Raw genomic sequence first — 19,663 nt, 5'->3', positions numbered from 1 at the left:
TTTATTGACCCGACTGGATACCCGTCGGGTGCAAATACCCCAACTTCCAGCCCACCAGGATGCAGATGAACAGCAGCACCGACAGTCCGATACGAAACGCCAGCGCTTTGGCCATGCGTCCGGATTTGGCTGCCTGCTCGGCCTCGGTTTTCCCGCTCCCCTTGAGCATGAAGTACAGGGCAGCACCAAGGCTGGCTAAGATGGCCGCAAAAGCGACAAGGGCGAGATAAGTCATGCCCGGTATTATCCCGTGAGCCCCAAGCTACGCTTTGCCTTGCTGACGGCAGGGGCTTTGATCGGCCTGGCGGTGACCTTCTCCCTGGGGCGCTGGCAGTTGTCGCGCGCTGCCCAGAAAGAGGCCTTGTACGCGGCCATCCAGTCGCAGCACACGCGCCCGGCTGTAGGCTTTGCGGACCTGACTGCGCCCTTCAAGGTGGATGATGTGCTACACCGCCAGGTGCGCCTGCGTGGCCAGTGGGTGCCGCAAAACACCGTGTTTCTGGACAACCGCCAGATGCACGACCTGGCCGGTTTTTACGTCGTCACACCCCTGAAGCTGGCAGGCAGCAACACCGCCATCTTGGTGCAACGCGGCTGGGTGGCGCGCAATTTTCTGGACCGCACCGTCTTGCCCGTGGTGGACAGTCCGGCAGGCGAGGTCGAAGTGCAAGGGCGGATGGCCCCGCCGCCGTCCAAGCTTTATGCCTTCAAAGGTGTTGAGTCCGGTGCCATCCGGCAAAATCTCGATCTTGCAGAGTTCAGCGCCGAGACCGGGCTGGCCCTGCTGCCGCTGTCGGTGCTGCAATCCGGCCCCACCGAGGGCCGCCTGCAGCGCGACTGGCCGGCCGCCAATCTAGGTGTTGAAAAACACCACGGCTACGCATTCCAATGGTTTGGGCTCAGCGCCTTGATCGCAATTCTTTATGTCTGGTTCCAAATTGTCCGACGCACCATCTTTCCGGCCCCAAAGCGGTCCACCTGAAGACCACCCGCTGGGGCTCACCGTGCACAACCTGCCCACGCCCGAGCAGGCCATGGACGGCGCACGCCGCCGCACGGTCATGGGCCGCTGGAAGATGCTGGGCGTGCTGCTGACCTGCGCCGCGCCAGTCATTGCCTCCTACTTCACCTACTACGTGGTGCGTCCCCAGGGCCGTGCCAACCTGGGCGAGCTGATCGAGCCGCAGCGCCCGTTGCCTGACCAGGCGGTGGTGGGGCTGGATGGCCAGCCCGGCAACCTGCGCAGCCTCAAGGGCCAGTGGCTGCTGGTCAGCGTGGCGGGCGGGGCGTGCGACGACGCATGCCAAAAGCACCTGTACCTGCAGCGCCAACTGCGCGAAACCCTGGGCAAGGAAAAAGACCGTGTCGATTGGGTCTGGCTGGTCACCGACGACGCGCCCATTGCCGAAGCCCTGCGCCCGGCCCTCAAAACCGCCACCGTGCTGCGCGTGGGCGAGCTGCAACTGTCCCAATGGCTGTCGCCCGCCGTCGGCCAGTTGCTGCCTGACCACCTGTACGTGGTGGACCCCATGGGCAACTGGATGATGCGTTTTCCTGCCGGGCTGGACATCGAAGGTGCCTCCAAAGCCAAGCGCGACCTCGACCGCTTGCTGCGCGGCTCCAACTCCTGGGACGACGCGGGGCGCTGAATGGAATCCCAAGCCTTGTACGACCTGTCGCCCGCTATCCGCCTGATGCTGATGGGCGTGGTGATTGCCCTCGGCCCGCTGGCCTGGGTCTGGCTGCGCAATAAAAACGCCGCACCCGCACGGCGCCTGCAGGCCCTCACGGTGCTGACGCTGTTTTTGACCTTCGACCTGGTGCTGTTCGGTGCGTTCACCCGCCTGACCGATTCCGGCCTGGGCTGCCCCGACTGGCCCGGCTGCTACGGCAACGCCAGCCCACTGGGCGCAGTGGCCGAGATCACCCAGGCGCAAACGGCCATGCCCAGCGGTCCCGTCACCCACAGCAAAGCCTGGGTCGAAATGGTCCACCGCTACCTGGCCACCGGCGTGGGCGTGCTGATTCTGACGCTGGCCATCGCCAGTTGGTGGGCGCGTAAAAAGGACGCCTCCATCAACCCCTGGTGGCCCACCTTCACACTGGTGTGGGTCTGCGTGCAGGGCGCTTTTGGCGCGCTCACCGTCACCATGAAGCTGTTTCCGGCCATCGTCACCCTGCATCTGGTGGGCGGGCTGGTCTTGCTGGCTCTGCTGTGCGCACAGGCCGTAGGCTTTACCCGCCCGCGCGCCATGCCTGTCGCCCGTGTGGGCTTGGGCCTGGCCTGCGTGCTGCTGGCGGTGCAGATCGTGCTGGGCGGCTGGGTCAGTACCAACTACGCGGTGCTGGCCTGCAACACCTTCCCGCTGTGCCAAGACAGCTGGTGGCCTGCGATGGATTTTCAGCACGCGTTTGAAATCTGGCGGCCCCTGGGGCGGATGCAGGACGGTAGCTACCTGAGCTTTGCCGGGCTCACCGCCATCCACTATGCCCACCGGCTGATGGCTTACCTGGTCTTGCTGGTGCTGGCGTGGGTGGCCTGGCGTTTGCACCGCAGCCCGGCCACCCGCCGCCAGGCCCGCTGGCTGGCCGGGTTGACCTTGCTACAGTTCGCCACCGGCCTGAGCAATGTGGTGCTGGGCTGGCCGCTGCTGGCCGCCGTGGCCCATACCGGCGGTGCCGCTGCGCTGGTGGTGGTGCTGACCTGGGCGGTCTGCGCCCAGCGCACTGCACGGGTGGCCACCCCGGCTGTTTCCCCTAATAGATCGAGATTGTCTGCATGAGTGTTGTTGAACCCACCGCCCCGTCCGTGACCAGCCTGCCGTCGCGTCTGCGGCAGTACAACGCGCTGACCAAGCCGCGCGTGATCCAGCTCATCGTGTTCTGCGCGCTGATCGGCATGGTGTTGGCCGTGCCCGGCGTACCCACCTGGATGGAAGCCCAAAAGGGGCTGATCGCCTGCCTGGGCATCTGGCTGGTGGCGGGCGCGGCGGCGGCGTTCAATTGCCTGGTCGAAAAAGGCATCGACTCGCGCATGAAGCGCACCGCCTGGCGGCCCACCGCGCGCAACGAACTGCAAGACTGGCAAACCCTGTTGTTCTCGGCCCTGCTGTGCGCAGCCGGTTCGGTGCTGCTGTACGTGTGGGTCAATCCGCTGACCATGTGGCTGACCTTTGCCACCTTTGTGGGCTATGCCGTGGTCTACACCATGATCTTGAAGCCGCTGACCCCGCAAAACATCGTCATCGGCGGGGCCTCGGGTGCCATGCCGCCGGTACTGGGCTGGGCCGCCATGACCGACAACGTCGGCCCCGAGGCGCTGATTCTGTTTTTGATCATCTTCTTGTGGACCCCGCCGCACTTCTGGGCGCTGGCCCTGTACCGGGTGGAGGACTACCGCAAGTCGGGCCTGCCGATGCTGCCGGTGACGCACGGCAACGAGTTCACCCGGCTGCAGGTGTTTCTGTACACCCTGGTGCTGTTTGCGGGCTGCCTGATGCCTTTCATCTACGGCATGAGTTCCTGGCTGTATCTGGCGGTGGCCGTGGTGTTGAGCCTGGGCTTTTGCGGCTATGGCTTTGCGCTGTGGCGCAACTACTCGGATGCCCTGGCGCGCAAAACCTTCCGTTTCTCCCTCATCCACCTCAGCGCCTTGTTTGCCGCGCTGCTGCTGGACCATTACCTGGTCTGATATGCATAAACGTGATGCTATTAAAAAAATAGCTGCTTACGCCCTTACCATAAGCGCTAGCGGCCTATTTGTTGCTTGTTCTGAGCCTGCGGCCAAGTTTGCTGCCATCGACCTGACCGGGGCCGACTACGCCAAAGATTTTCAGCTCAGCGACCACACCGGCCAGCCGCGCAGCATCAAAGACTTCGCGGGCAAGCTGGTAGTGGTGTTCTTTGGCTACACCCAGTGCCCCGACGTGTGCCCCACCACCATGGCCGAGCTGGCCGAGGTCAAAAAATCCCTGGGCGCGGATGGCGACAAGCTGCAGGCCATCTTCATCACGGTAGACCCCGCCCGCGACACGCCGGAGGTGCTCAAGGCCTACATGGCCAACTTCGACCCCAGCTTCCTGGCACTGATCCCCACGCCCGAACAGTTGGCCAAAGTGGCCAAAGACTACAAGGCCTATTACAAGAAAGTGGAGGGCACCACGCCCACCAGCTACACCATGGACCACTCTGCGGGCAGCTACGTGTACGACACCCAGGGCCGCCTGCGCCTGTACGCCCGCTACGGCGGTGGCGCGGCGGCGCTGGCCGGGGATTTGCAGCTGCTGCTCAAGCAGAAGGCGTAAAAAAAGGACCGTAGGGTCCTTTTTTCATGGGGCCGACCGTGTGGTCAGGCGTATTCGGCGAGTGATTTCTTCATCTTCTTCATCGCCGCAGTTTCGATCTGGCGAATCCGCTCGGCGCTGACACCGTAGACCGCTGCCAGGTCGTGCAACGTCATGCCTCCCGAGCCGTCATCGGCCACTTTCAACCAGCGCTCTTCCACAATCCGGCGGCTGCGCTCGTCCAGGCCGTCCAGGGCGCTCTGGATGCCGTCGCCCGCCAGGTAGTCGCGGTCGCGGGCTTCCAGCAGGGCGGTGGGCTCCTGGTGGGTATCGGCCAGGTAGGCGATGGGGCCGTAGCTGTCTTCACCGTCGTCGCCCGGGCCGGGGTCCAGCATCACGTCGCCGCCCGACAAGCGGGTTTCCATCTCGATCACGTCTTCGCGCTTGACCTTGAGCTGGGTGGCCATGGAGTCGATTTCGGACTCGCTCAGCGTCTCGCGGTGGGTACCGGCATCGGCCGCAGCGGAGTCGGACTTGAAACCCTGCTTCATCGACCGCAGGTTAAAGAACAGCTTGCGCTGCGCCTTGGTGGTGGCCACCTTGACCATGCGGCAGTTTTTCAGGATGTATTCGTGCATCTCGGCCTTGATCCAGTGCAGCGCGTAGCTCACCAGACGCACGCCTTGGTCGGGGTCGAAGCGCTTCACGGCCTTCATCAAGCCGACGTTGCCTTCCTGGATCAGGTCGCCGTGGGGCAGGCCGTAGCCCAGGTACTGGCGGGCCACCGAAACGACCAGACGCAGGTGCGACATCACCAGCTTCCCGGCGGCATCCACATCGTGGTCGTCGCGGAGTTGGCGGGCAAACTTCTGCTCCTGCTCCAGCGTGAGCATGGGCATGCGGTTGACTGCCGAAATATAAGCGTCGAGGTTGCCCAGCGACGGCACCATTGCCCAGGGATTGGGGGCGGCCAGCGCGGAGGACATCGTTCCAGTTTGAAGGTTCATACCAGATTCCTTTTCTCTAAGCGGCAATATTAGCACTCTATAGGGTGGAGTGCTAAGGGCCCTATATTTCACTTGCAATACGGGTATTTACTAGGAGTGGCGCTGGGGTGCGAAGTTCCATGCCAGGGCTGTACAGTGCCGATACCGACCCACCTACCAGAGCCCACCATGCCCATCCAAGCCCGCCTGCACCGCGCCCAAGGCGCACTCACCACCCTCACCAACGGCCACCACGCCTGGCACGCCGACGTGGACAAGACCCTGGGCTCTGACGACCTGGCCCCCGACCCGCACGACCTGCTGGACTCGGCCCTGGCCGCCTGCACCGTGCTCACGCTGGAGCTGTACATCCGCCGCCGCAAGCTGGCCGTGACCGACCTGCGGGTGGACATCAGCCACGTGGAAGGCAAAACCGAGGATGGCCGCGTGCGCTACCAGCTCCAGCGCAGCCTGCACATCGAGGGCGACATCACGCCCGAAGACCGCGCCAAGCTGCTGGAGATTGCCAACAAATGCCCGATCCACCGGGTGCTGGAAGGTGAGATTACCGTAGCCACCGCACCGGTAGACTGATGCTGCGTTTTTTATAGCTTCTCGTGCTTATCCTATAAGCGCTAGAGGCCAATTTGGTCCTAAATAATTGCCGCGTCCAACACTTCCACCCAATGTTTCACCGGTGTGGCTGTGCCGCTTTGCAGGTGCTGGATGCAGCCGATGTTGGCCGACACGATGACCTGCGCACCCAGCGGCTCCAGGTTTTTGAGTTTGCGGTCGCGCAACTGGGTGGACAGGGTGGGCTGCAGCACCGAGTAGGTGCCCGCCGAGCCGCAGCACAAATGGCTTTCTGACCCTGCAATCTGCACCTTGAAGCCCAGCGCGCCCAGGTGCGTCTCCACCCCGCCGCGCAGCTTCTGGCCGTGTTGCAGCGTGCAGGGCGGGTGGAACGCAAGCTGGCCCACAGCGCCCACTTTTACCTTGCCGCGCAAGGCCTCCACCAGGTCCGGCAGCAGTTCGCTCAGGTCGCGGGTCAGTTCGCTGATGAGCGTGGCCTTGTGGGCGTAGGCCGGGTCGGCGGCCAGGGCATGGCCGTAGTCCTTGACCATCACGCCGCAGCCGCTGGCGTTCATCACGATGGCCTCGGGTTTGTGGGCTTGCAGCAGCGGCCACCAGGCATCGATGTTGCGGCGCATGTCATCCAGGCCACCGGCGTGGTCGCCCAGGTGGCTGCGCAGGGCGCCGCAGCAACCGGCCTTGTCTGCCACCAGGGTCTGGATGCCCGCCGCGTCCAGCACGCGGGCGGTGGCGCTGTTGATGTTGGGCATCATGGCGGGCTGCACGCAGCCGGTCAGCATCAGCACCTTGCGGGCGTGCTCGCGGGTCGGCCAGGGTTTTGCGGGGTGGGCAGCAGGCACTTTTTTCTTCAACACCGGCGGCAGCAGCGGGCGCAGGGCCTGGCCGGTTTTCATGGCCGGGGCGAACAGCGGCGAAGTCAGGCCTTCCTTGAGTAGCCAGCGGGCGGCTTTTTCCAGGGTAGGGCGCTCTACCTTGGCATCGACGATGCGCCGCCCGATGTCCACCAGCGCGCCGTATTCCACGCCGCTGGGGCAGGTGGTTTCGCAGTTGCGGCAGGTGAGGCAGCGGTCCAGGTGTTGCTGGGTGCTGCGGGTGACTTCCGCGCCTTCCAGCACCTGTTTCATCAGGTAGATGCGGCCCCGGGGCCCGTCCAGCTCGTCGCCCAGCAGCTGGTAGGTGGGGCAGGTGGCGGTGCAAAAGCCGCAGTGCACGCATTTGCGCAGGATGGCCTCGGCGGCCTGGCCGTCGGCGGTGTTCTTGAATTCGGGGGCTAGGTTGGTTTGCATGCTTTAAAGCCCTGGGTACAGGCGGCCAGGGTTGAAGATCCCCCGGGGGTCGAAGGCGGTTTTCAGGCCTTTGTGGATGCGCTGCAGGGGTTCTGACAGCGGGGTGAAGATCTGCGCCCGTGGCGCGGCGGCATGGAACAGGGTGGCGTGGCCGCCCGCCTGGGCCGCTGCGGCGCGCACCTGTTTGGCCGTGGCGATGCCGCGCAGCCAGCGCTGGGCCCCGCCCCATTCGATGAACTGCAGGCCCGGCAGGTCCAGCGGCGGGGTGGTGGCGGGCACCGCAATGCGCCACAGGTGCTCGCCCTTGGCCAGGTGCGTGCTGTCGAGGCGGAAGAAGGCATGCTGGTGGTCGCGCACGCTGTCCCACCAGCTGGCCGCTATTTCGGGCTCCACCACCGTGCCGCCTAACTTTTCGCAGGCCGCGTTGACAGCCGCCTGCGCACCCGCCAGCCGCAGGTGCAACTGGCCGTGGTGCCAGGCGCTGGCGTTGATGGGCAGCGGCTGGCCCGCCCAGGCATTGAGTTGCTTGAGTGCGGCGGCTTCGTCCATCACAAACACCCGGGTGGCGGTGGCCGTGGCGATGGGCAGCACTTTCAAAGACACCTCGCAGATGACGCCCAGCACGCCCAGCGACCCGGCCATCACCCGCGACACGTCGTACCCGGCCACGTTCTTGATGACCTGGCCGCCAAAACTCAGCACCTCGCCGTGGCCGTTCAGCACCGTGGTGCCCAGCACGTAGTCGCGCACGCAGCCTACGGCGGCGCGGGATGGGCCGGACAGCCCGGCGGCCACCATGCCGCCCACCGTGCCATCGCCAAAGCGTGGCGGCTCGAAGGGCAGGCACTGGCCTTTCTCGGCCAGCCGGTGCTCCAGCTCGGCCAGGCTGGTGCCCGCCCGCACGGTGACCACCAGCTCGCTGGGTTCGTAGCTGCTGATGCCGTTCAAAGGGCGCATGTCCAGCACCTCGCCGTGGGAGATCTCGCCGTAAAAGTGCTTGGTATTGCCGCCTTGGATGTCCAGGGGCTTGTGGGCGCTGCGCACCTGGTCGATCAGGCGCTGGAGGATGGGGGCGTTCATCAGAACCTTGGCAGGTGGGGGAAGGGCAGCAGGCCGCGCAGCACGGTGAGCTTGCCGTATTCGGCGCAGCGCTGCAGCGTAGGGATGACCTTGCCGGGATTCAGCAGCTCTACCGGGTCGAAGGCGCGTTTGACGGCAAACATCTGCTCGCGCTCGGGCGCGCTGAACTGCACGCACATGGAGTTGAGCTTTTCCACGCCCACGCCGTGCTCACCCGTCACCGTGCCGCCCAGGCGCACGCTGGTTTCCAGAATGTCGGCACCAAACAGCTCGCAGCGGTGCATCTGGTCGGGGTCGTTGGCATCAAACAAGATGAGTGGGTGCAGGTTGCCGTCGCCCGCGTGGAACACATTGGCGCAGGCCAGGCCGTACTGCGCCTCCATCGCCTCGATGGCGCGCAAAATTTCGGCCAGCTTTTTGCGCGGAATGGTGGAGTCCATGCACATGTAGTCGGGGCTGATGCGGCCCGAGGCCGGAAAGGCGTTTTTGCGGCCGCTCCAGAACTTCAGGCGCTGGGCCTCGTCGCGGCTGATGGCGATGCCGGAGGCGCCATTGGCCTCCAGCACGCTGCGCATGTGGGCAATTTCTTCTTCCACCTCTTCCAGGGTGCCGTCGCTTTCGCACAGCAGGATGGCGGCGGCGTTCAGGTCGTACCCGGCGTGCACAAAGTCTTCTACGGCGGCGGTCATGCGCTTGTCCATCAGCTCCAGCCCGGCGGGAATGATGCCCGCGGCGATCACGCTGGCCACGGCGTTGCCCGCGGCCTCTACCGTCTCAAAGCTGGCCATGATGCAGCGGGCAATCTGCGGCTTGGGGATGAGCTTGACGGTGACCTCGGTGGTCACGGCCAGCATGCCCTCGCTGCCGATGATGAGCGGCAGCAGGTCCAGGCCGGGTACGTCCAGCGCTTCCGAGCCAAACTCCACCGCCTCGCCTTCCACGGTAAAGCCGCGCACCCGCAACACGTTATGCAGGGTGAGGCCGTACTTCAGGCAGTGCACGCCGCCGGAGTTTTCGGCCACGTTGCCGCCGATGGTGCAGGCGATCTGGCTGCTGGGGTCGGGGGCGTAGTACAGGCCGTGGGGCGCGGCGGCTTCGCTGATGGCCAGGTTGCGCACGCCGCACTGCACGGTGGCGGTGCAGGCCAGCGGGTCTACTTTCAGGATGCGGTTGAACTTGGCCAACGACAGCGTCACACCCAGGGTGTGGGGCATGGCCCCGCCGGACAAACCGGTGCCCGCGCCCCGGGCCACCACCGGCACATTCAAGCGGTGGCAGATCTGCAGCACCGCCGCCACCTGGGCCTCGGTTTCGGGCAGCACCACCACCAGCGGCTGGGCGCGGTAGGCGGTGAGGCCGTCGCACTCGTAGGGCGTGGTGTCCTCGGTGCGCGACAGGATGGCGTGGCGGGGCAGGGCGGCGGCCAGGGCGCTGGCGACCTCGGCACGGCGGGCCTGTATCGGGGTGCGGTCTTGGGGTGGGGCGGTGTTCATCGTAGGTGTGTGCAGCGGGTGGGTGACTATAAGCAGCGCTCGCCCTGCGGGGGGCTGAAATTTCTGGTGGCAAACGGTGAAGAAATCTGTGCGCGTGGGTGGCCTGTTTCATGCTTCACACCCGCGTACCTCCATTCACCAGAGAGCCAGCCCATGTCTTCCGCCCCGCCAGACCCCGTAGAAGAACGCCTGCCCGCCACCCAGCTCACTGCTTTGGGCCTGCAGCATGTGCTGGTGATGTACGCCGGTGCGGTGGCCGTGCCGCTGATTGTGGGCCGCGCGCTCAAGCTCAGCCCGGAGCAGGTGGGCATGCTGATTTCGGCCGATCTGTTTTGCTGCGGCCTGGTCACGCTGATCCAGGCGCTGGGGGCTACGCAGTGGTTTGGCATCAAGTTGCCGGTGATGATGGGCGTGACCTTTGCGTCGGTGGCCCCCATGGTGGCCATGGCCAACAGCCACCCCGGTGCCGAGGGCGCGGGCCTGGTGTTTGGCGCGGTGATTGGCGCGGGCGTGGTGTCTATCGTGATTGCGCCGCTGGTCAGCCGCCTGCTGCGCTTCTTTCCGCCGGTGGTCACCGGCACCATCATCGCGGTGATCGGCATCAGCCTGATGCGGGTGGGCATCAACTGGATTTTTGGCAACCCGTTTGGCCCCACCGCGCCCAGCGTGGTCAACCCCGACCACGCCCAGTGGCTGGCCAACGCCGCCGCCGTGGCCACCGCGCCCGGCTCGCCGCTGCCGCCCGTGCCCAGCGGCTTGGCCATTGCGCCCAGCGTGCCGAATCCCAAGTACGCCGAGCTCACCGGCGTGGGCATTGCCGCCCTGGTGCTGGTGACGATTTTGCTGATTGCCAAGCACGCCAAGGGCTTTTTCGCCAACATCTCGGTGCTACTCGGGATCGTGGTGGGCGGTGTGGTGTCTACCGCGCTGGGGCTGATGAGTTTTGACAAAGTGGGCAAGGCCGCGTGGTTTGACCTGGTGCTGCCGTTCGAGATTGCGCTGCCCATCTTCGACCCCATGCTGATCCTCACCATGTCGCTGGTGATGGTGGTGGTGATGATCGAGTCCACCGGCATGTTTCTGGCGCTGGGCGACATGACCGGGCGCAAAGTGGACCAGGCCGCACTCACCCGGGGCCTGCGCACCGACGGCCTGGGCACGCTGATCGGCGGCATCTTCAACACCTTCCCCTACACCAGCTTTTCGCAAAATGTGGGCCTGGTGGCGGTAACCGGGGTGAAGAGCCGGTTTGTCTGCGTGGCCGGGGGCTTGCTGCTGATCGTGCTGGGTCTGCTGCCCAAGATGGCGGCGCTGGTGGAGTCGCTACCCACCGTGGTGCTGGGCGGCGCGGGGCTGGTGATGTTTGGCATGGTGGCCGCCACCGGCATCCGCATCCTGGGCGGGGTGGACTTCAAAACCAATCGCTTCAACGCGCTGATCGTGGCCATTTCCATCGGCATCGGTATGGTGCCGCTGATTGCGCCCAACTTCAAACAGTGGATGCCGCACAGCCTGCATTCGCTGATTGAGTCCGGCATCTTGCTGGCATCCATCGCCGCCGTGGCGCTGAACCTGTACTTCAACGGTGCCAAGGGCGGGGCCGAAGAGGCCATCGCCGCCGCCAAGATGGCCGACGCGCATTGACCGACGTTGTTACTCCTGAAAAGTAATGATCGAGCTCCCTCGTGCAGACATAACGCTTCTCTTCCAGGAACACCGCAGAACTGGCTTTGCCAGGCTGCTGGTGTTGCCCCCTGCAAGGGGGTTGGAGGAAGATGCGAAGCACTGCAGCCTAGGGGTGTGCAAATTCACTCCTAAAAAAATAGCTGCTCACGCTTAATAAATAAGCGGTAGCAGCTATTTTTATGTCTTAAATTTTAGGTTAAAAATATAGCAATCAGCTACCCGGCGAAGTGCCTGCATGCGGGTTGGCGGGTGCGGGGGCAGCAGCGGTGGCACCGGGGTGGCCCCACCAGTCTTTGGGATCGGTAAAAGTGACCCGGCAGCCGGTGCAGCGGTACACGCCGGTGGGCATGAGAGCGCCGCTGGCATCGCGGCCAATCACGGGCTGGTAGCTGGTGGCACCGCATTGGCTGCATTTGTAAATCGTTTTGTAATGCGTCATGGTGCGGGTAATGTAAATGCATACAGGGCGGCTCTGCCTCCCAAGGCGGTAAAGCCGTGTGTCACGCAGGGAGCACAGGTACAAACGGCGCGAATTTGCTGCGTTTCAGGCTGAAAAATGCCTTCACGTTGCGCACATTCGCGTCACTGGTAAACAAGCGCTGCGCCAGCGCCAGGTAGCCCGGCATGTCGTGCGCAAACACCACCAAGCAGAAATCAGGCCCGGGCGACACGCGGTAGCACTGCTGCACCGACTCATCCAAGGCCACCCGCAGCTCGAAGGCGGCCAGGCGCTCCTCGTCCTGCCGGTCCAGCGTGATCTCCACAATGGCGGTGAGGCCGTGGCCCTGCTGCACTGCCAGCTTGTCGGCGCTCAAAATCGCCACCTGCCGCTCGATCAGCCCCGCCTCCACCAGCCGCTTGACCCGCCGCAGGCAGGTAGGGGCTGACACATGCACCAGTTCGGCCAGGGCCAGGTTGCTCAGCGACGCATCCACTTGCAGCTGGTGCAGCAGGCGCAGATCGGTGCTGTCTAGTTCTATTTGTTCCATAAATTAAATGTATATGAAACTTAATTTCTTGTGTTTGTGAGTGAGAAATTAAACTGCAAAAAATGTGAAATATTGAAACCTTTGTTGTGAGGCGTAGGCTTAACATCCGCACACTCAACTAACTGGAGTTTTTATGTGTGGCATCGTCGGCGCAGTCTCTACCCGCAATATCGTCCCTATCCTGGTTCAGGGTTTGCAACGGCTGGAGTACCGGGGCTATGACTCCTGCGGCGTGGCCATCCAGGACAACGGCCAGACCACGCAAAACACCGGTGCCCTGCGCCGCGCCCGCAGCACCTCGCGCGTGGCCGAGCTGATGGCCCAGGTGGCCGAGGACCATATCGAAGGCGGCACCGGCATCGCCCACACCCGCTGGGCCACCCACGGCGCACCGGCGGTGCACAACGCCCATCCCCATTTCAGCCACGGCCCTGGCAAAGATGCCGCCGACCGCGTGGGCCGTATCGCCCTGGTGCACAACGGCATCATCGAAAACCACGACGAACTCCGCGCCGCCTTGCAAGCCAAGGGCTACGTGTTCACCAGCCAGACCGACACCGAAGTCATCGCCCACCTGGTCGATAGCCTGTACAACGGCGACCTGTTCGAAGCCGTCAAAGCCACCGTGCTGCAACTGCGCGGCGGCTACGCGATTGCCGTGTTCAGCAAAGACGAGCCGCACCGCATCATCGGTGCGCGCGCCGGTTCGCCCCTGATCCTGGGCGTGGGCCAGGGCGAAATCTTTCTGGCCAGCGACGCGATGGCGCTGGCTGGCGTGACCGACCAGATCGTCTACCTGGATGAGGGCGACGTGGTGGACGTGCAACTGGGCAAATACTGGATCGTGGACAAGGCCCACAAGCCCACCCAGCGCACCGTTAAAACCGTGCACGCCCACAGCGGCGCGGCCGAGCTGGGCCCGTACCGCCACTACATGCAAAAGGAAATCTTCGAGCAGCCCCGCGCCATCGGCGACACGCTGGAAGGCGTGACCGCCATCGTGCCCGGCCTGTTTGACGGCCCCAACGGTGGCGATGCCGCCAAGGTGTTTGCCGACATCGACTCGGTCCTCATCCTGGCCTGCGGCACCAGCTACTACAGCGGCTGCACCGCTAAGTACTGGCTGGAATCCATCGCCAAGGTGCCTACCCAGGTGGAAATTGCCAGCGAATACCGCTACCGCGACTCGGTGCCCAACCCCAAGACCCTGATCGTCACCATCACCCAGTCGGGCGAAACTGCCGACACCCTGGCCGCCCTGCGCCACGCACAGGGCCTGGGCATGCAACACACGTTGACGGTCTGCAATGTTTCCACCTCGGCCATGGTGCGCGAGTGCGAGCTGGCCTACATCACCCGCGCCGGGGTCGAGATCGGCGTGGCCTCCACCAAGGCCTTCACCACCCAGTTGGCGGGCCTGTTCCTGCTGACTTTGGCCCTGGCCAAAACCAAGGGCCGCCTGAGCGCCGAAGAAGAGGCCGGTCACCTCAAAGCCATGCGCCACCTGCCCGCCGCCCTGCAAGCCGTGCTGGCGCTGGAGCCCCAGCTCATCGCCTGGGCCGAAGACTTCGCCCCCAAAGAAAACGCCCTGTTCCTGGGCCGTGGCCTGCACTACCCCATCGCCCTGGAAGGCGCGCTCAAGCTCAAGGAAATCACCTACATCCACGCTGAAGCCTACGCCGCAGGCGAGCTCAAGCACGGCCCCCTGGCCCTGGTGACCAGCGAAATGCCCGTGGTGGCCGTGGCCCCCAACGACACGCTGATCGAAAAGCTCAAGAGCAACCTGCAAGAAGTCCGCGCCCGCGGCGGCGTGCTCTACGTGCTGGCCGATGCCGACTCCCACATCGCCAGCGGCGAAGGCCTGCACGTGATCCGCATGCCCGAACACTACGGCGCGCTGTCACCGCTCCTGCACGTGGTGCCGCTGCAATTGCTGGCGTACCACACGGCCTGCGCGCGGGGGACGGATGTGGACAAGCCGCGTAATTTGGCAAAGAGCGTGACCGTCGAATGACGGGGGCATCCATATGTCTTATCAGAATTCACTATTTTTTATATAGCTAGCGGCGCTTATAAATAAAGCGCTAGAGGCCGATTTGGCTAGAAAATAGCCTGAGCCGCTCCACCGGCCCAGGCGCACTACCATTGGCCATGCACCACCTACGCGGCTATTGACCACCATGGAACCACGCTCCGACCCCGACCAGACCCTGGTCCGCATGCCCTCGCTGCGGGCTATCAAGTCGTTTGTGGCGGCGGCCAAGTACCAGAGCTTTACGCGGGCGGCCGAAGCGCTCTGCGTAACGCAAGCCGCCATCAGCCGCCAGATCCGGGAGCTGGAAAACCATCTCGGGACGGAGCTTTTCATTCGCTCGGGGCGCACGGTCAAGCTCAGTGCCGATGGGCTGGTTTTTTTTGACGCTGCGCAACTGTCGTTCATCAACATTTCGCAGGCGGCGGAGCGGCTGCGCTCCAAGGACCGGGCGCGGCACACGCTGACGGTTTGCTGTTCGCCCGCGTTTGCGTCGCTGTGGCTGCAAGACCGGCTGCCGGATTTCTTTTACGCCAACCCCGAGATTGAGCTGCGCGTGGTGGTGACGCAAGACTATCTGGCGATGGAGTCCAGCCTGCGCCCGGACGTGTTCATCTCCAAGATGGCCCATGTGCGCAGTTGGTACAGCAGTGTGCGGCTTTTCCACGACCTGATCTACCCGGTGTGCTCGGCGCAGTACCTGGACGAGCACCCCACGCTGCGCACGCTACAGAGCCTGCGGGAAGCGGATCTGCTGGACCTCAGCCCCTATGGGCGCTCGCAACTGGCGGAGCACATTGACTGGTCGGTGTGGCTGGCTTTCCACGGCATCGACCTGGGTGAACGCGCTCCGGCTGCCCGCCCGCCGTTCAGCACCAATGACTACAACATGCTGGTGCAGTTGGCGCTGCAACACCAGGGTGTGGTGCTGGGCTGGGACCACCTGGTGGGCCATCTGGTGGCCGATGGCCTGCTGGTGCGCCCGATTGCCGAAGAGGTGTCGCACACCGAGCGGTGCCACTACCTGAGCATCCGCTCGGATGTGGAGCACAACGCGGCTTGCTCGACGTTTCGCGACTGGATCCTGGGCCAGTTTCCCGGCTGAAACTGCCAGGTTTTGCAAGCCAGCACCCCGGCTGTGCGTGGGCCTGCAGGCATGCACCACACAGCCCCTCGAACTGCACTGCAACGGTGCTTTACCTGCTTATTTTTTCAGGGTTAATACTGATCCATTACCTGCCGTTATCGATCGCAGGACGGAAATGTCGTTTGTGTGACATGGGCATTCAACCTAACCTTAAGGCCTGTTCAGCAAGCCATGCTGGACGCGCAAACACAAGGAAGAAGCATGAACTTTGACGGCATTTGGACACCGATCGCAACCCCTTTCGGGGCAAACGGCAACATCGATACCGCAGCACTCGAACCGCTGCTGGAGAACCTGGTGCGGCACGCGGTGAGCGGCATCATCGTTGGCGGCACCACCGGCGAGTACTACGCCCAGAGCAATGCCGAGCGCAAGCAACTGCTGGATGTGATCGCCAAGCTGAACCGGGGCCGCCTGCCGCTGATGGCGGGCATCAACGCCACCAGCACCGATGAATCGCTGGACCTGGGCCGCTACGCCAAGGATGTGGGCTACAACTGCATTCTGCTGGCCGCCCCCTACTACTGCCAGCCCACGCAACAAGAGCTGCTGGCCCACGCCCTGGCGGTGGATGACGCCCTGAACCTGCCCGCCATGCTCTACAACTTTCCGGCCCGCACCGGCACGGAGATGGGCTTTGATTTCATCAACGCGCTGCGCAGCCGCCCCAACTTCCAGTCCATCAAGGAGAGCACGGGTTCGGTGGAGCGCATGCACCGCCTCATCACCGAGCACGCAGACCAGCTCCAGGTGAGCTGCGGCATGGACGACCAGGTGCTGGAGTTCTTTGCCTGGGGTGCACGCAGCTGGACGGCAGGGGCTTCCAACTTCGCCCCGCAGCAGCATGTGGCCTTGTACAAGACCTGCGTGGTGGACCAGGACATGGTCGCTGGCCGGGCACTGGCGGCCCGCTTCCTGCCAATGCTGAATCTGCTGGAGCAGGGCGGCAAGTTCTGCCAGTACGTGAAGTACGGCTGCGAGCTGGCCGGTACGCCGGTGGGCGTGACGCGCCGCCCCTTGCTGCCGCTAAGCGCGGACGAGAAAACCCAGTTCCAGCGGGTGTACGAGCACCTGATGCAGGCCTGACACAGGTCTGGATAACTGCGCCCTTTTTGACCACCTAGCCAGCCCGGCTCCCTCCCATTTTGAATAGCGCAGAAGCCTGCGCAGGGAGAGCCGCGTCTGGGCGAATTGTTGAGCCTACATCTTCAGGAACCCACCATGAGTGACTTGCCCACCCACACCGACTACATCGCCATCGCGAAGGCCCTGTCCTTCCCGACCCAGGCCTACATCGACGGTACGTTTCGCCCCGCGCTCTCGGGCGAGGTATTTGCCACCCTGAACCCGGCCACAGGCCAGGTGCTGGCCGAGATTGCGGCCTGTGGCGCCGCCGACGTGGATGTGGCGGTGCAAGCGGCCAAGACGGCGTACGAGGATGGCCGCTGGAGCAAGCTGCACCCCGCTGAGCGCAAAGCCACGCTGCTGCGTCTGGCGCAACTGGTCGAAGACCACCAGCAGGAACTGGCAGTGCTGGAAAGCCTGGACAGTGGCAAACCGGTCTGCGAATGCGCGGCGGTGGATGTGCCCGAGACGGTGAAAACGCTGCGCTGGCACGCCGAGCTGATCGACAAGATCTACGACACCACCGCACCTGCAGGCCCTAGCACCCTGGCACTCATCACCCGCGAAGCCATTGGCGTGGTGGCCTGCGTGCTGCCCTGGAACTTTCCGCTGCTGATGCTGGCCTGGAAGATCGGCCCGGCACTGGCCTCGGGCTGCTCGGTGATCGTCAAACCCGCCGAGTTGACCAGCCTGAGCACGCTGCGCGTGGCGGAGCTGGCGGCCCAGGCGGGTATTCCGGCCGGGGTGTTCAACGTGGTCACGGGCACGGGCAAGGATGCGGGCGAACCCCTTGGCCTGCACCCGGACGTGGCGATGGTGAGCTTCACCGGATCAACGGCCACGGGGCGGCGCTTTCTGCGCTATGCCGCCGACTCCAATCTCAAGCGCATCGTGCTGGAGTGCGGTGGAAAAAATCCTGCCGTCGTGCTGGCCGATGCGGAAGACCTGGCAGCGGTGGCCCAACACGTGGCCAACGGGGCCTTCTGGAACATGGGCGAAAACTGCTCGGCCACCTCCCGCCTGATCGTCCACGCATCCATCAAAGATGCCTTGCTCGCCGAAATCGGCAAGTCCCTGGCGGCCTGGAAGACCGGCGACCCGCTGGACCCGCAAAACCGCATTGGGGCGCTGATCTGCACCGCGCACTACCAAAAGGTGGTGTCGTACCTGGAACTGGCGAAGGCAGAAAACTGCACTGTGGTGTTTGGCGGCACGGCCAGCGGCGGCATCTTTGTCGAACCCACGGTGATCGATGGCGTAACCCGCCAGTCGCGCCTGTTCCGCGAAGAAATCTTTGGCCCGGTCTTGTGCGTCACTACCTTTACCACGGTGCAGGAAGCCATTGCCTTGGCCAATGACAGCGACTACGGCCTGGCCGCATCGGTGTTCACCGCCAACCAGCGCCATGCCATGAAGCTGGCGCGCGAGATCCGCACCGGCACCGTGACCGTGAACTGCTTTGGCGAGGGCGATGTCTCCACGCCCTTCGGCGGCCAGAAGGAGTCCGGGTTCGGCGGGCGCGACAAATCCATCCATGCGCACGACCAGTACACCGAGATCAAGACGGTGTGGATTGATGTGTCGGAACCCGCCGAGACCAGCGCCCCATGACCCGCCTGAGCGTCAAACGCCTGCCTGTGGAAACCGGCCGCTCGGGCTGGGAGGCGATTTGCGCGCGCCAGCATCCCCTGCGGGTGCTCGATGCGCCCATGCAGGCGGACTGGGTGATTGTGGGGGGCGGTTTTGCCGGGTTGTCTGCGGCACGCAGGCTGACCCAGATGCGCCCGAAGGACAAGGTGGTGGTGCTCGATGCCAAGGCGCTGGCCGAAGGGCCTGCCGGGCGTAACTCTGGCTACATGATCGATGTGCCGCACAACCTGTCGTCTGGCGAATACTCGGCCGCAGGCGAAGAGGCCACGGCGCTGGAAATTGCCCAGAACCGTTTTGCCATCGAGTTTGCCGCCTCGGCAGCCGCGGAATACGGCATGGACGCAGCCACTTTCGACCCCTGCGGAAAAATCAACGCCGCCGCCACTCCACGGGGCATGGGCTTCAACGCGCGGTACGCCGCGTCGCTGGCACGTATTGGTGAAGCCAGCACCCTGCTCGACGCGCAGGCCATGCGCGAGATCACCGGCAGCCGCTACTACCTGGGCGGCCTGAAAACACCGGGTGCCGTGCTGATCCAGCCCGCGCAGTACATCCGCTCGTTTGCGGCAGGTTTGCATGCCAAGGTGCAGATTTATGAAAACTCGCCGGTGACAGGCCTGGAGCGCACCGGCCAGGTGTGGACGGTGCGTACGCCCCAGGGCGCGGTGACCGCTCCTAAAGTCATCCTGGCCGTCAACGGGCACATCCAGGACTTTGGCTACTTCAAGGGCCGGTTGATGCACGTGTTCACCTATGCATCGATGACGGCTGCCTTTGACTCCACCGGCTTTGGCCAGAATGCTTCCGGTGCGCCCCGCTGGGCGCTGCTGCCAGCCGACCCCATGGGGGCCACGGTGCGCAAGATCTCCGACCAGGGCAAGAGCCGCATCGTCGTGCGCACCCGGTTTACCTACGACCCCAGCATGCAGGTGACTCCGGCGCGGGTGGCGGGCATTGCCGCCGACCAACGCGCATCGTTTGTGGCCCGGTTTCCCGAGTTGGCCGCGGTGCCACTGGAGTACAGCTGGGCAGGCCGCCTGTGCCTGAGCCGCAACAACGTACCCGCCTTCGGCGAGATCGACGACGGCCTGTATTCGGCCTGCTGTGAGAACGGCCTGGGCACCGTCAAAAGCACGCTGGCCGGGGTGATGGCCGTAGACCTGGCAGCCGGGGTCCAGTCCCTGGCCCTGGAGTCCTTCAGAAATCAAGCCGCCCCGCAAAGAATCCCGCCCGAGCCCATGGCCTGGTTGGGCATCAATGCGGTGATCCGGTGGCAGGAATTGCGCGCAGGCCGCGAAGCATGAAACCGCAT

At 64.3% G+C, this 19,663-nt stretch carries 19 protein-coding genes; 12 read left to right on the top strand and 7 right to left on the bottom strand.

Annotated features, from left to right (window positions below):
• Window position 1: 1 nt before the first annotated feature.
• The gene (locus AC097O_RS02975) at window positions 2–235 is read right to left on the bottom strand and encodes a twin transmembrane helix small protein (RefSeq protein ID WP_315182376.1); all 234 of its coding nucleotides are present in this window, start codon (window positions 233–235) and stop codon (window positions 2–4) included.
• Window positions 236–250: 15 nt separating this feature from the next.
• On the opposite strand from AC097O_RS02975, the gene AC097O_RS02970 reads away from it, so the two are divergent.
• From AC097O_RS02970 to AC097O_RS02950, 5 genes are read left to right on the top strand one after another with little or no spacing between them, the layout of a single operon-like run.
• Window positions 251–982 (top strand): SURF1 family protein, encoded by a 732-nt coding sequence (locus tag AC097O_RS02970; RefSeq protein WP_479591397.1) that lies wholly within the window; start codon window positions 251–253, stop codon window positions 980–982.
• A complete protein-coding gene (locus tag AC097O_RS02965) occupies window positions 924–1,649 on the top strand; it encodes an SCO family protein (protein ID WP_479591396.1) in 726 nt (241 codons plus the stop codon). Before AC097O_RS02970 ends, AC097O_RS02965 begins: the two co-directional genes overlap by 59 nt.
• Window positions 1,650–2,783, top strand: a complete 1,134-nt coding sequence (locus AC097O_RS02960; RefSeq protein WP_479591395.1) for a COX15/CtaA family protein — start codon at window positions 1,650–1,652, stop codon at window positions 2,781–2,783.
• Window positions 2,780–3,691 (top strand): heme o synthase, encoded by a 912-nt coding sequence (gene cyoE, locus AC097O_RS02955; RefSeq protein WP_479591394.1) that lies wholly within the window; start codon window positions 2,780–2,782, stop codon window positions 3,689–3,691. Before AC097O_RS02960 ends, cyoE begins: the two co-directional genes overlap by 4 nt.
• A gap of 1 nt (window position 3,692) precedes the next feature.
• Window positions 3,693–4,304, top strand: coding sequence for an SCO family protein (locus tag AC097O_RS02950; protein WP_479591393.1), 612 nt, complete (start codon window positions 3,693–3,695; stop codon window positions 4,302–4,304).
• 44 nt (window positions 4,305–4,348) lie between these two features.
• On the opposite strand, the gene rpoH is transcribed toward AC097O_RS02950, so the two are convergent.
• Window positions 4,349–5,290, bottom strand: coding sequence for an RNA polymerase sigma factor RpoH (gene rpoH / locus AC097O_RS02945; protein WP_479591392.1), 942 nt, complete (start codon window positions 5,288–5,290; stop codon window positions 4,349–4,351).
• 168 nt (window positions 5,291–5,458) lie between these two features.
• Between rpoH and AC097O_RS02940 the strand changes: the two genes are divergently transcribed.
• Complete coding sequence (locus AC097O_RS02940; protein WP_479591391.1) at window positions 5,459–5,863, top strand: OsmC family protein; 405 nt, start codon at window positions 5,459–5,461, stop codon at window positions 5,861–5,863.
• Window positions 5,864–5,922: 59 nt separating this feature from the next.
• On the opposite strand, the gene glcF is transcribed toward AC097O_RS02940, so the two are convergent.
• Genes glcF through AC097O_RS02925 form a run of 3 tightly spaced genes read right to left on the bottom strand, consistent with a single transcriptional unit; the run spans window position 5,923 to window position 9,722 of the window.
• Window positions 5,923–7,149: a glycolate oxidase subunit GlcF gene (glcF, locus tag AC097O_RS02935; RefSeq protein ID WP_479591390.1), complete on the bottom strand. Its 1,227-nt coding sequence runs from the start codon at window positions 7,147–7,149 to the stop codon at window positions 5,923–5,925.
• Between the two features lie 3 nt (window positions 7,150–7,152).
• Window positions 7,153–8,229 carry a glycolate oxidase subunit GlcE gene (gene glcE / locus AC097O_RS02930; protein WP_479591389.1) on the bottom strand — a complete coding sequence of 359 codons (1,077 nt, stop codon included), beginning with the start codon at window positions 8,227–8,229 and terminating at the stop codon, window positions 7,153–7,155.
• Window positions 8,229–9,722, bottom strand: a complete 1,494-nt coding sequence (locus AC097O_RS02925) for an FAD-linked oxidase C-terminal domain-containing protein (RefSeq protein WP_479591388.1) — start codon at window positions 9,720–9,722, stop codon at window positions 8,229–8,231. The genes glcE and AC097O_RS02925 overlap by 1 nt, the downstream gene beginning before the upstream one ends.
• 153 nt (window positions 9,723–9,875) lie before the next feature.
• On the opposite strand from AC097O_RS02925, the gene AC097O_RS02920 reads away from it, so the two are divergent.
• Window positions 9,876–11,366, top strand: a complete 1,491-nt coding sequence (locus tag AC097O_RS02920; protein WP_479591387.1) for a nucleobase:cation symporter-2 family protein — start codon at window positions 9,876–9,878, stop codon at window positions 11,364–11,366.
• A 253-nt stretch (window positions 11,367–11,619) separates the two neighbouring features.
• Here the strand turns inward: AC097O_RS02920 and AC097O_RS02915 are convergent, their stop codons facing one another.
• Both AC097O_RS02915 and AC097O_RS02910 read right to left on the bottom strand, forming a co-directional pair.
• Window positions 11,620–11,847, bottom strand: a complete 228-nt coding sequence (locus AC097O_RS02915) for a hypothetical protein (RefSeq protein WP_479591386.1) — start codon at window positions 11,845–11,847, stop codon at window positions 11,620–11,622.
• 61 nt (window positions 11,848–11,908) lie between these two features.
• A complete protein-coding gene (locus AC097O_RS02910; protein WP_479591385.1) occupies window positions 11,909–12,397 on the bottom strand; it encodes an Lrp/AsnC family transcriptional regulator in 489 nt (162 codons plus the stop codon).
• 133 nt (window positions 12,398–12,530) lie between these two features.
• On the opposite strand from AC097O_RS02910, the gene glmS reads away from it, so the two are divergent.
• From glmS to AC097O_RS02885, 5 genes are all read left to right on the top strand, one after another.
• Window positions 12,531–14,411 carry a glutamine--fructose-6-phosphate transaminase (isomerizing) gene (gene glmS, locus AC097O_RS02905; protein ID WP_479591384.1) on the top strand — a complete coding sequence of 627 codons (1,881 nt, stop codon included), beginning with the start codon at window positions 12,531–12,533 and terminating at the stop codon, window positions 14,409–14,411.
• A gap of 166 nt (window positions 14,412–14,577) precedes the next feature.
• Window positions 14,578–15,534, top strand: coding sequence for a LysR substrate-binding domain-containing protein (locus AC097O_RS02900; RefSeq protein WP_479591383.1), 957 nt, complete (start codon window positions 14,578–14,580; stop codon window positions 15,532–15,534).
• A 243-nt stretch (window positions 15,535–15,777) separates the two neighbouring features.
• A complete protein-coding gene (locus AC097O_RS02895) occupies window positions 15,778–16,662 on the top strand; it encodes a dihydrodipicolinate synthase family protein (RefSeq protein WP_479591382.1) in 885 nt (294 codons plus the stop codon).
• A 135-nt stretch (window positions 16,663–16,797) separates the two neighbouring features.
• The gene (locus tag AC097O_RS02890) at window positions 16,798–18,312 is read left to right on the top strand and encodes an aldehyde dehydrogenase (RefSeq protein WP_479591381.1); all 1,515 of its coding nucleotides are present in this window, start codon (window positions 16,798–16,800) and stop codon (window positions 18,310–18,312) included.
• Window positions 18,309–19,655, top strand: coding sequence for an NAD(P)/FAD-dependent oxidoreductase (locus AC097O_RS02885; protein ID WP_479591380.1), 1,347 nt, complete (start codon window positions 18,309–18,311; stop codon window positions 19,653–19,655). Before AC097O_RS02890 ends, AC097O_RS02885 begins: the two co-directional genes overlap by 4 nt.
• Window positions 19,656–19,663: the final 8 nt, after the last annotated feature.

The sequence above is a fragment of the Rhodoferax sp. LS1P39 genome (assembly GCF_056521425.1).
Note: the sequence above shows the minus strand (reverse complement) of the source record. Positions and strands in the feature narration are given on the sequence as shown.

What these genes read in the sequence shown, in the direction of transcription:
- AC097O_RS02975 (WP_315182376.1), bottom strand. Translation starts at nt 235, where the DNA reads ATGACTTATCTCGCCCTTGTCGCTTTTGCGGCCATCTTAGCCAGCCTT.
- AC097O_RS02965 (WP_479591396.1), top strand. Translation starts at nt 924, where the DNA reads ATGTCTGGTTCCAAATTGTCCGACGCACCATCTTTCCGGCCCCAAAGC.
- AC097O_RS02960 (WP_479591395.1), top strand. Translation starts at nt 1,650, where the DNA reads ATGGAATCCCAAGCCTTGTACGACCTGTCGCCCGCTATCCGCCTGATG.
- cyoE (WP_479591394.1), top strand. Translation starts at nt 2,780, where the DNA reads ATGAGTGTTGTTGAACCCACCGCCCCGTCCGTGACCAGCCTGCCGTCG.
- AC097O_RS02950 (WP_479591393.1), top strand. Translation starts at nt 3,693, where the DNA reads ATGCATAAACGTGATGCTATTAAAAAAATAGCTGCTTACGCCCTTACC.
- rpoH (WP_479591392.1), bottom strand. Translation starts at nt 5,290, where the DNA reads ATGAACCTTCAAACTGGAACGATGTCCTCCGCGCTGGCCGCCCCCAAT.
- AC097O_RS02940 (WP_479591391.1), top strand. Translation starts at nt 5,459, where the DNA reads ATGCCCATCCAAGCCCGCCTGCACCGCGCCCAAGGCGCACTCACCACC.
- glcF (WP_479591390.1), bottom strand. Translation starts at nt 7,149, where the DNA reads ATGCAAACCAACCTAGCCCCCGAATTCAAGAACACCGCCGACGGCCAG.
- glcE (WP_479591389.1), bottom strand. Translation starts at nt 8,229, where the DNA reads ATGAACGCCCCCATCCTCCAGCGCCTGATCGACCAGGTGCGCAGCGCC.
- AC097O_RS02925 (WP_479591388.1), bottom strand. Translation starts at nt 9,722, where the DNA reads ATGAACACCGCCCCACCCCAAGACCGCACCCCGATACAGGCCCGCCGT.
- AC097O_RS02920 (WP_479591387.1), top strand. Translation starts at nt 9,876, where the DNA reads ATGTCTTCCGCCCCGCCAGACCCCGTAGAAGAACGCCTGCCCGCCACC.
- AC097O_RS02915 (WP_479591386.1), bottom strand. Translation starts at nt 11,847, where the DNA reads ATGACGCATTACAAAACGATTTACAAATGCAGCCAATGCGGTGCCACC.
- AC097O_RS02910 (WP_479591385.1), bottom strand. Translation starts at nt 12,397, where the DNA reads ATGGAACAAATAGAACTAGACAGCACCGATCTGCGCCTGCTGCACCAG.
- glmS (WP_479591384.1), top strand. Translation starts at nt 12,531, where the DNA reads ATGTGTGGCATCGTCGGCGCAGTCTCTACCCGCAATATCGTCCCTATC.
- AC097O_RS02900 (WP_479591383.1), top strand. Translation starts at nt 14,578, where the DNA reads ATGGAACCACGCTCCGACCCCGACCAGACCCTGGTCCGCATGCCCTCG.
- AC097O_RS02895 (WP_479591382.1), top strand. Translation starts at nt 15,778, where the DNA reads ATGAACTTTGACGGCATTTGGACACCGATCGCAACCCCTTTCGGGGCA.
- AC097O_RS02890 (WP_479591381.1), top strand. Translation starts at nt 16,798, where the DNA reads ATGAGTGACTTGCCCACCCACACCGACTACATCGCCATCGCGAAGGCC.
- AC097O_RS02885 (WP_479591380.1), top strand. Translation starts at nt 18,309, where the DNA reads ATGACCCGCCTGAGCGTCAAACGCCTGCCTGTGGAAACCGGCCGCTCG.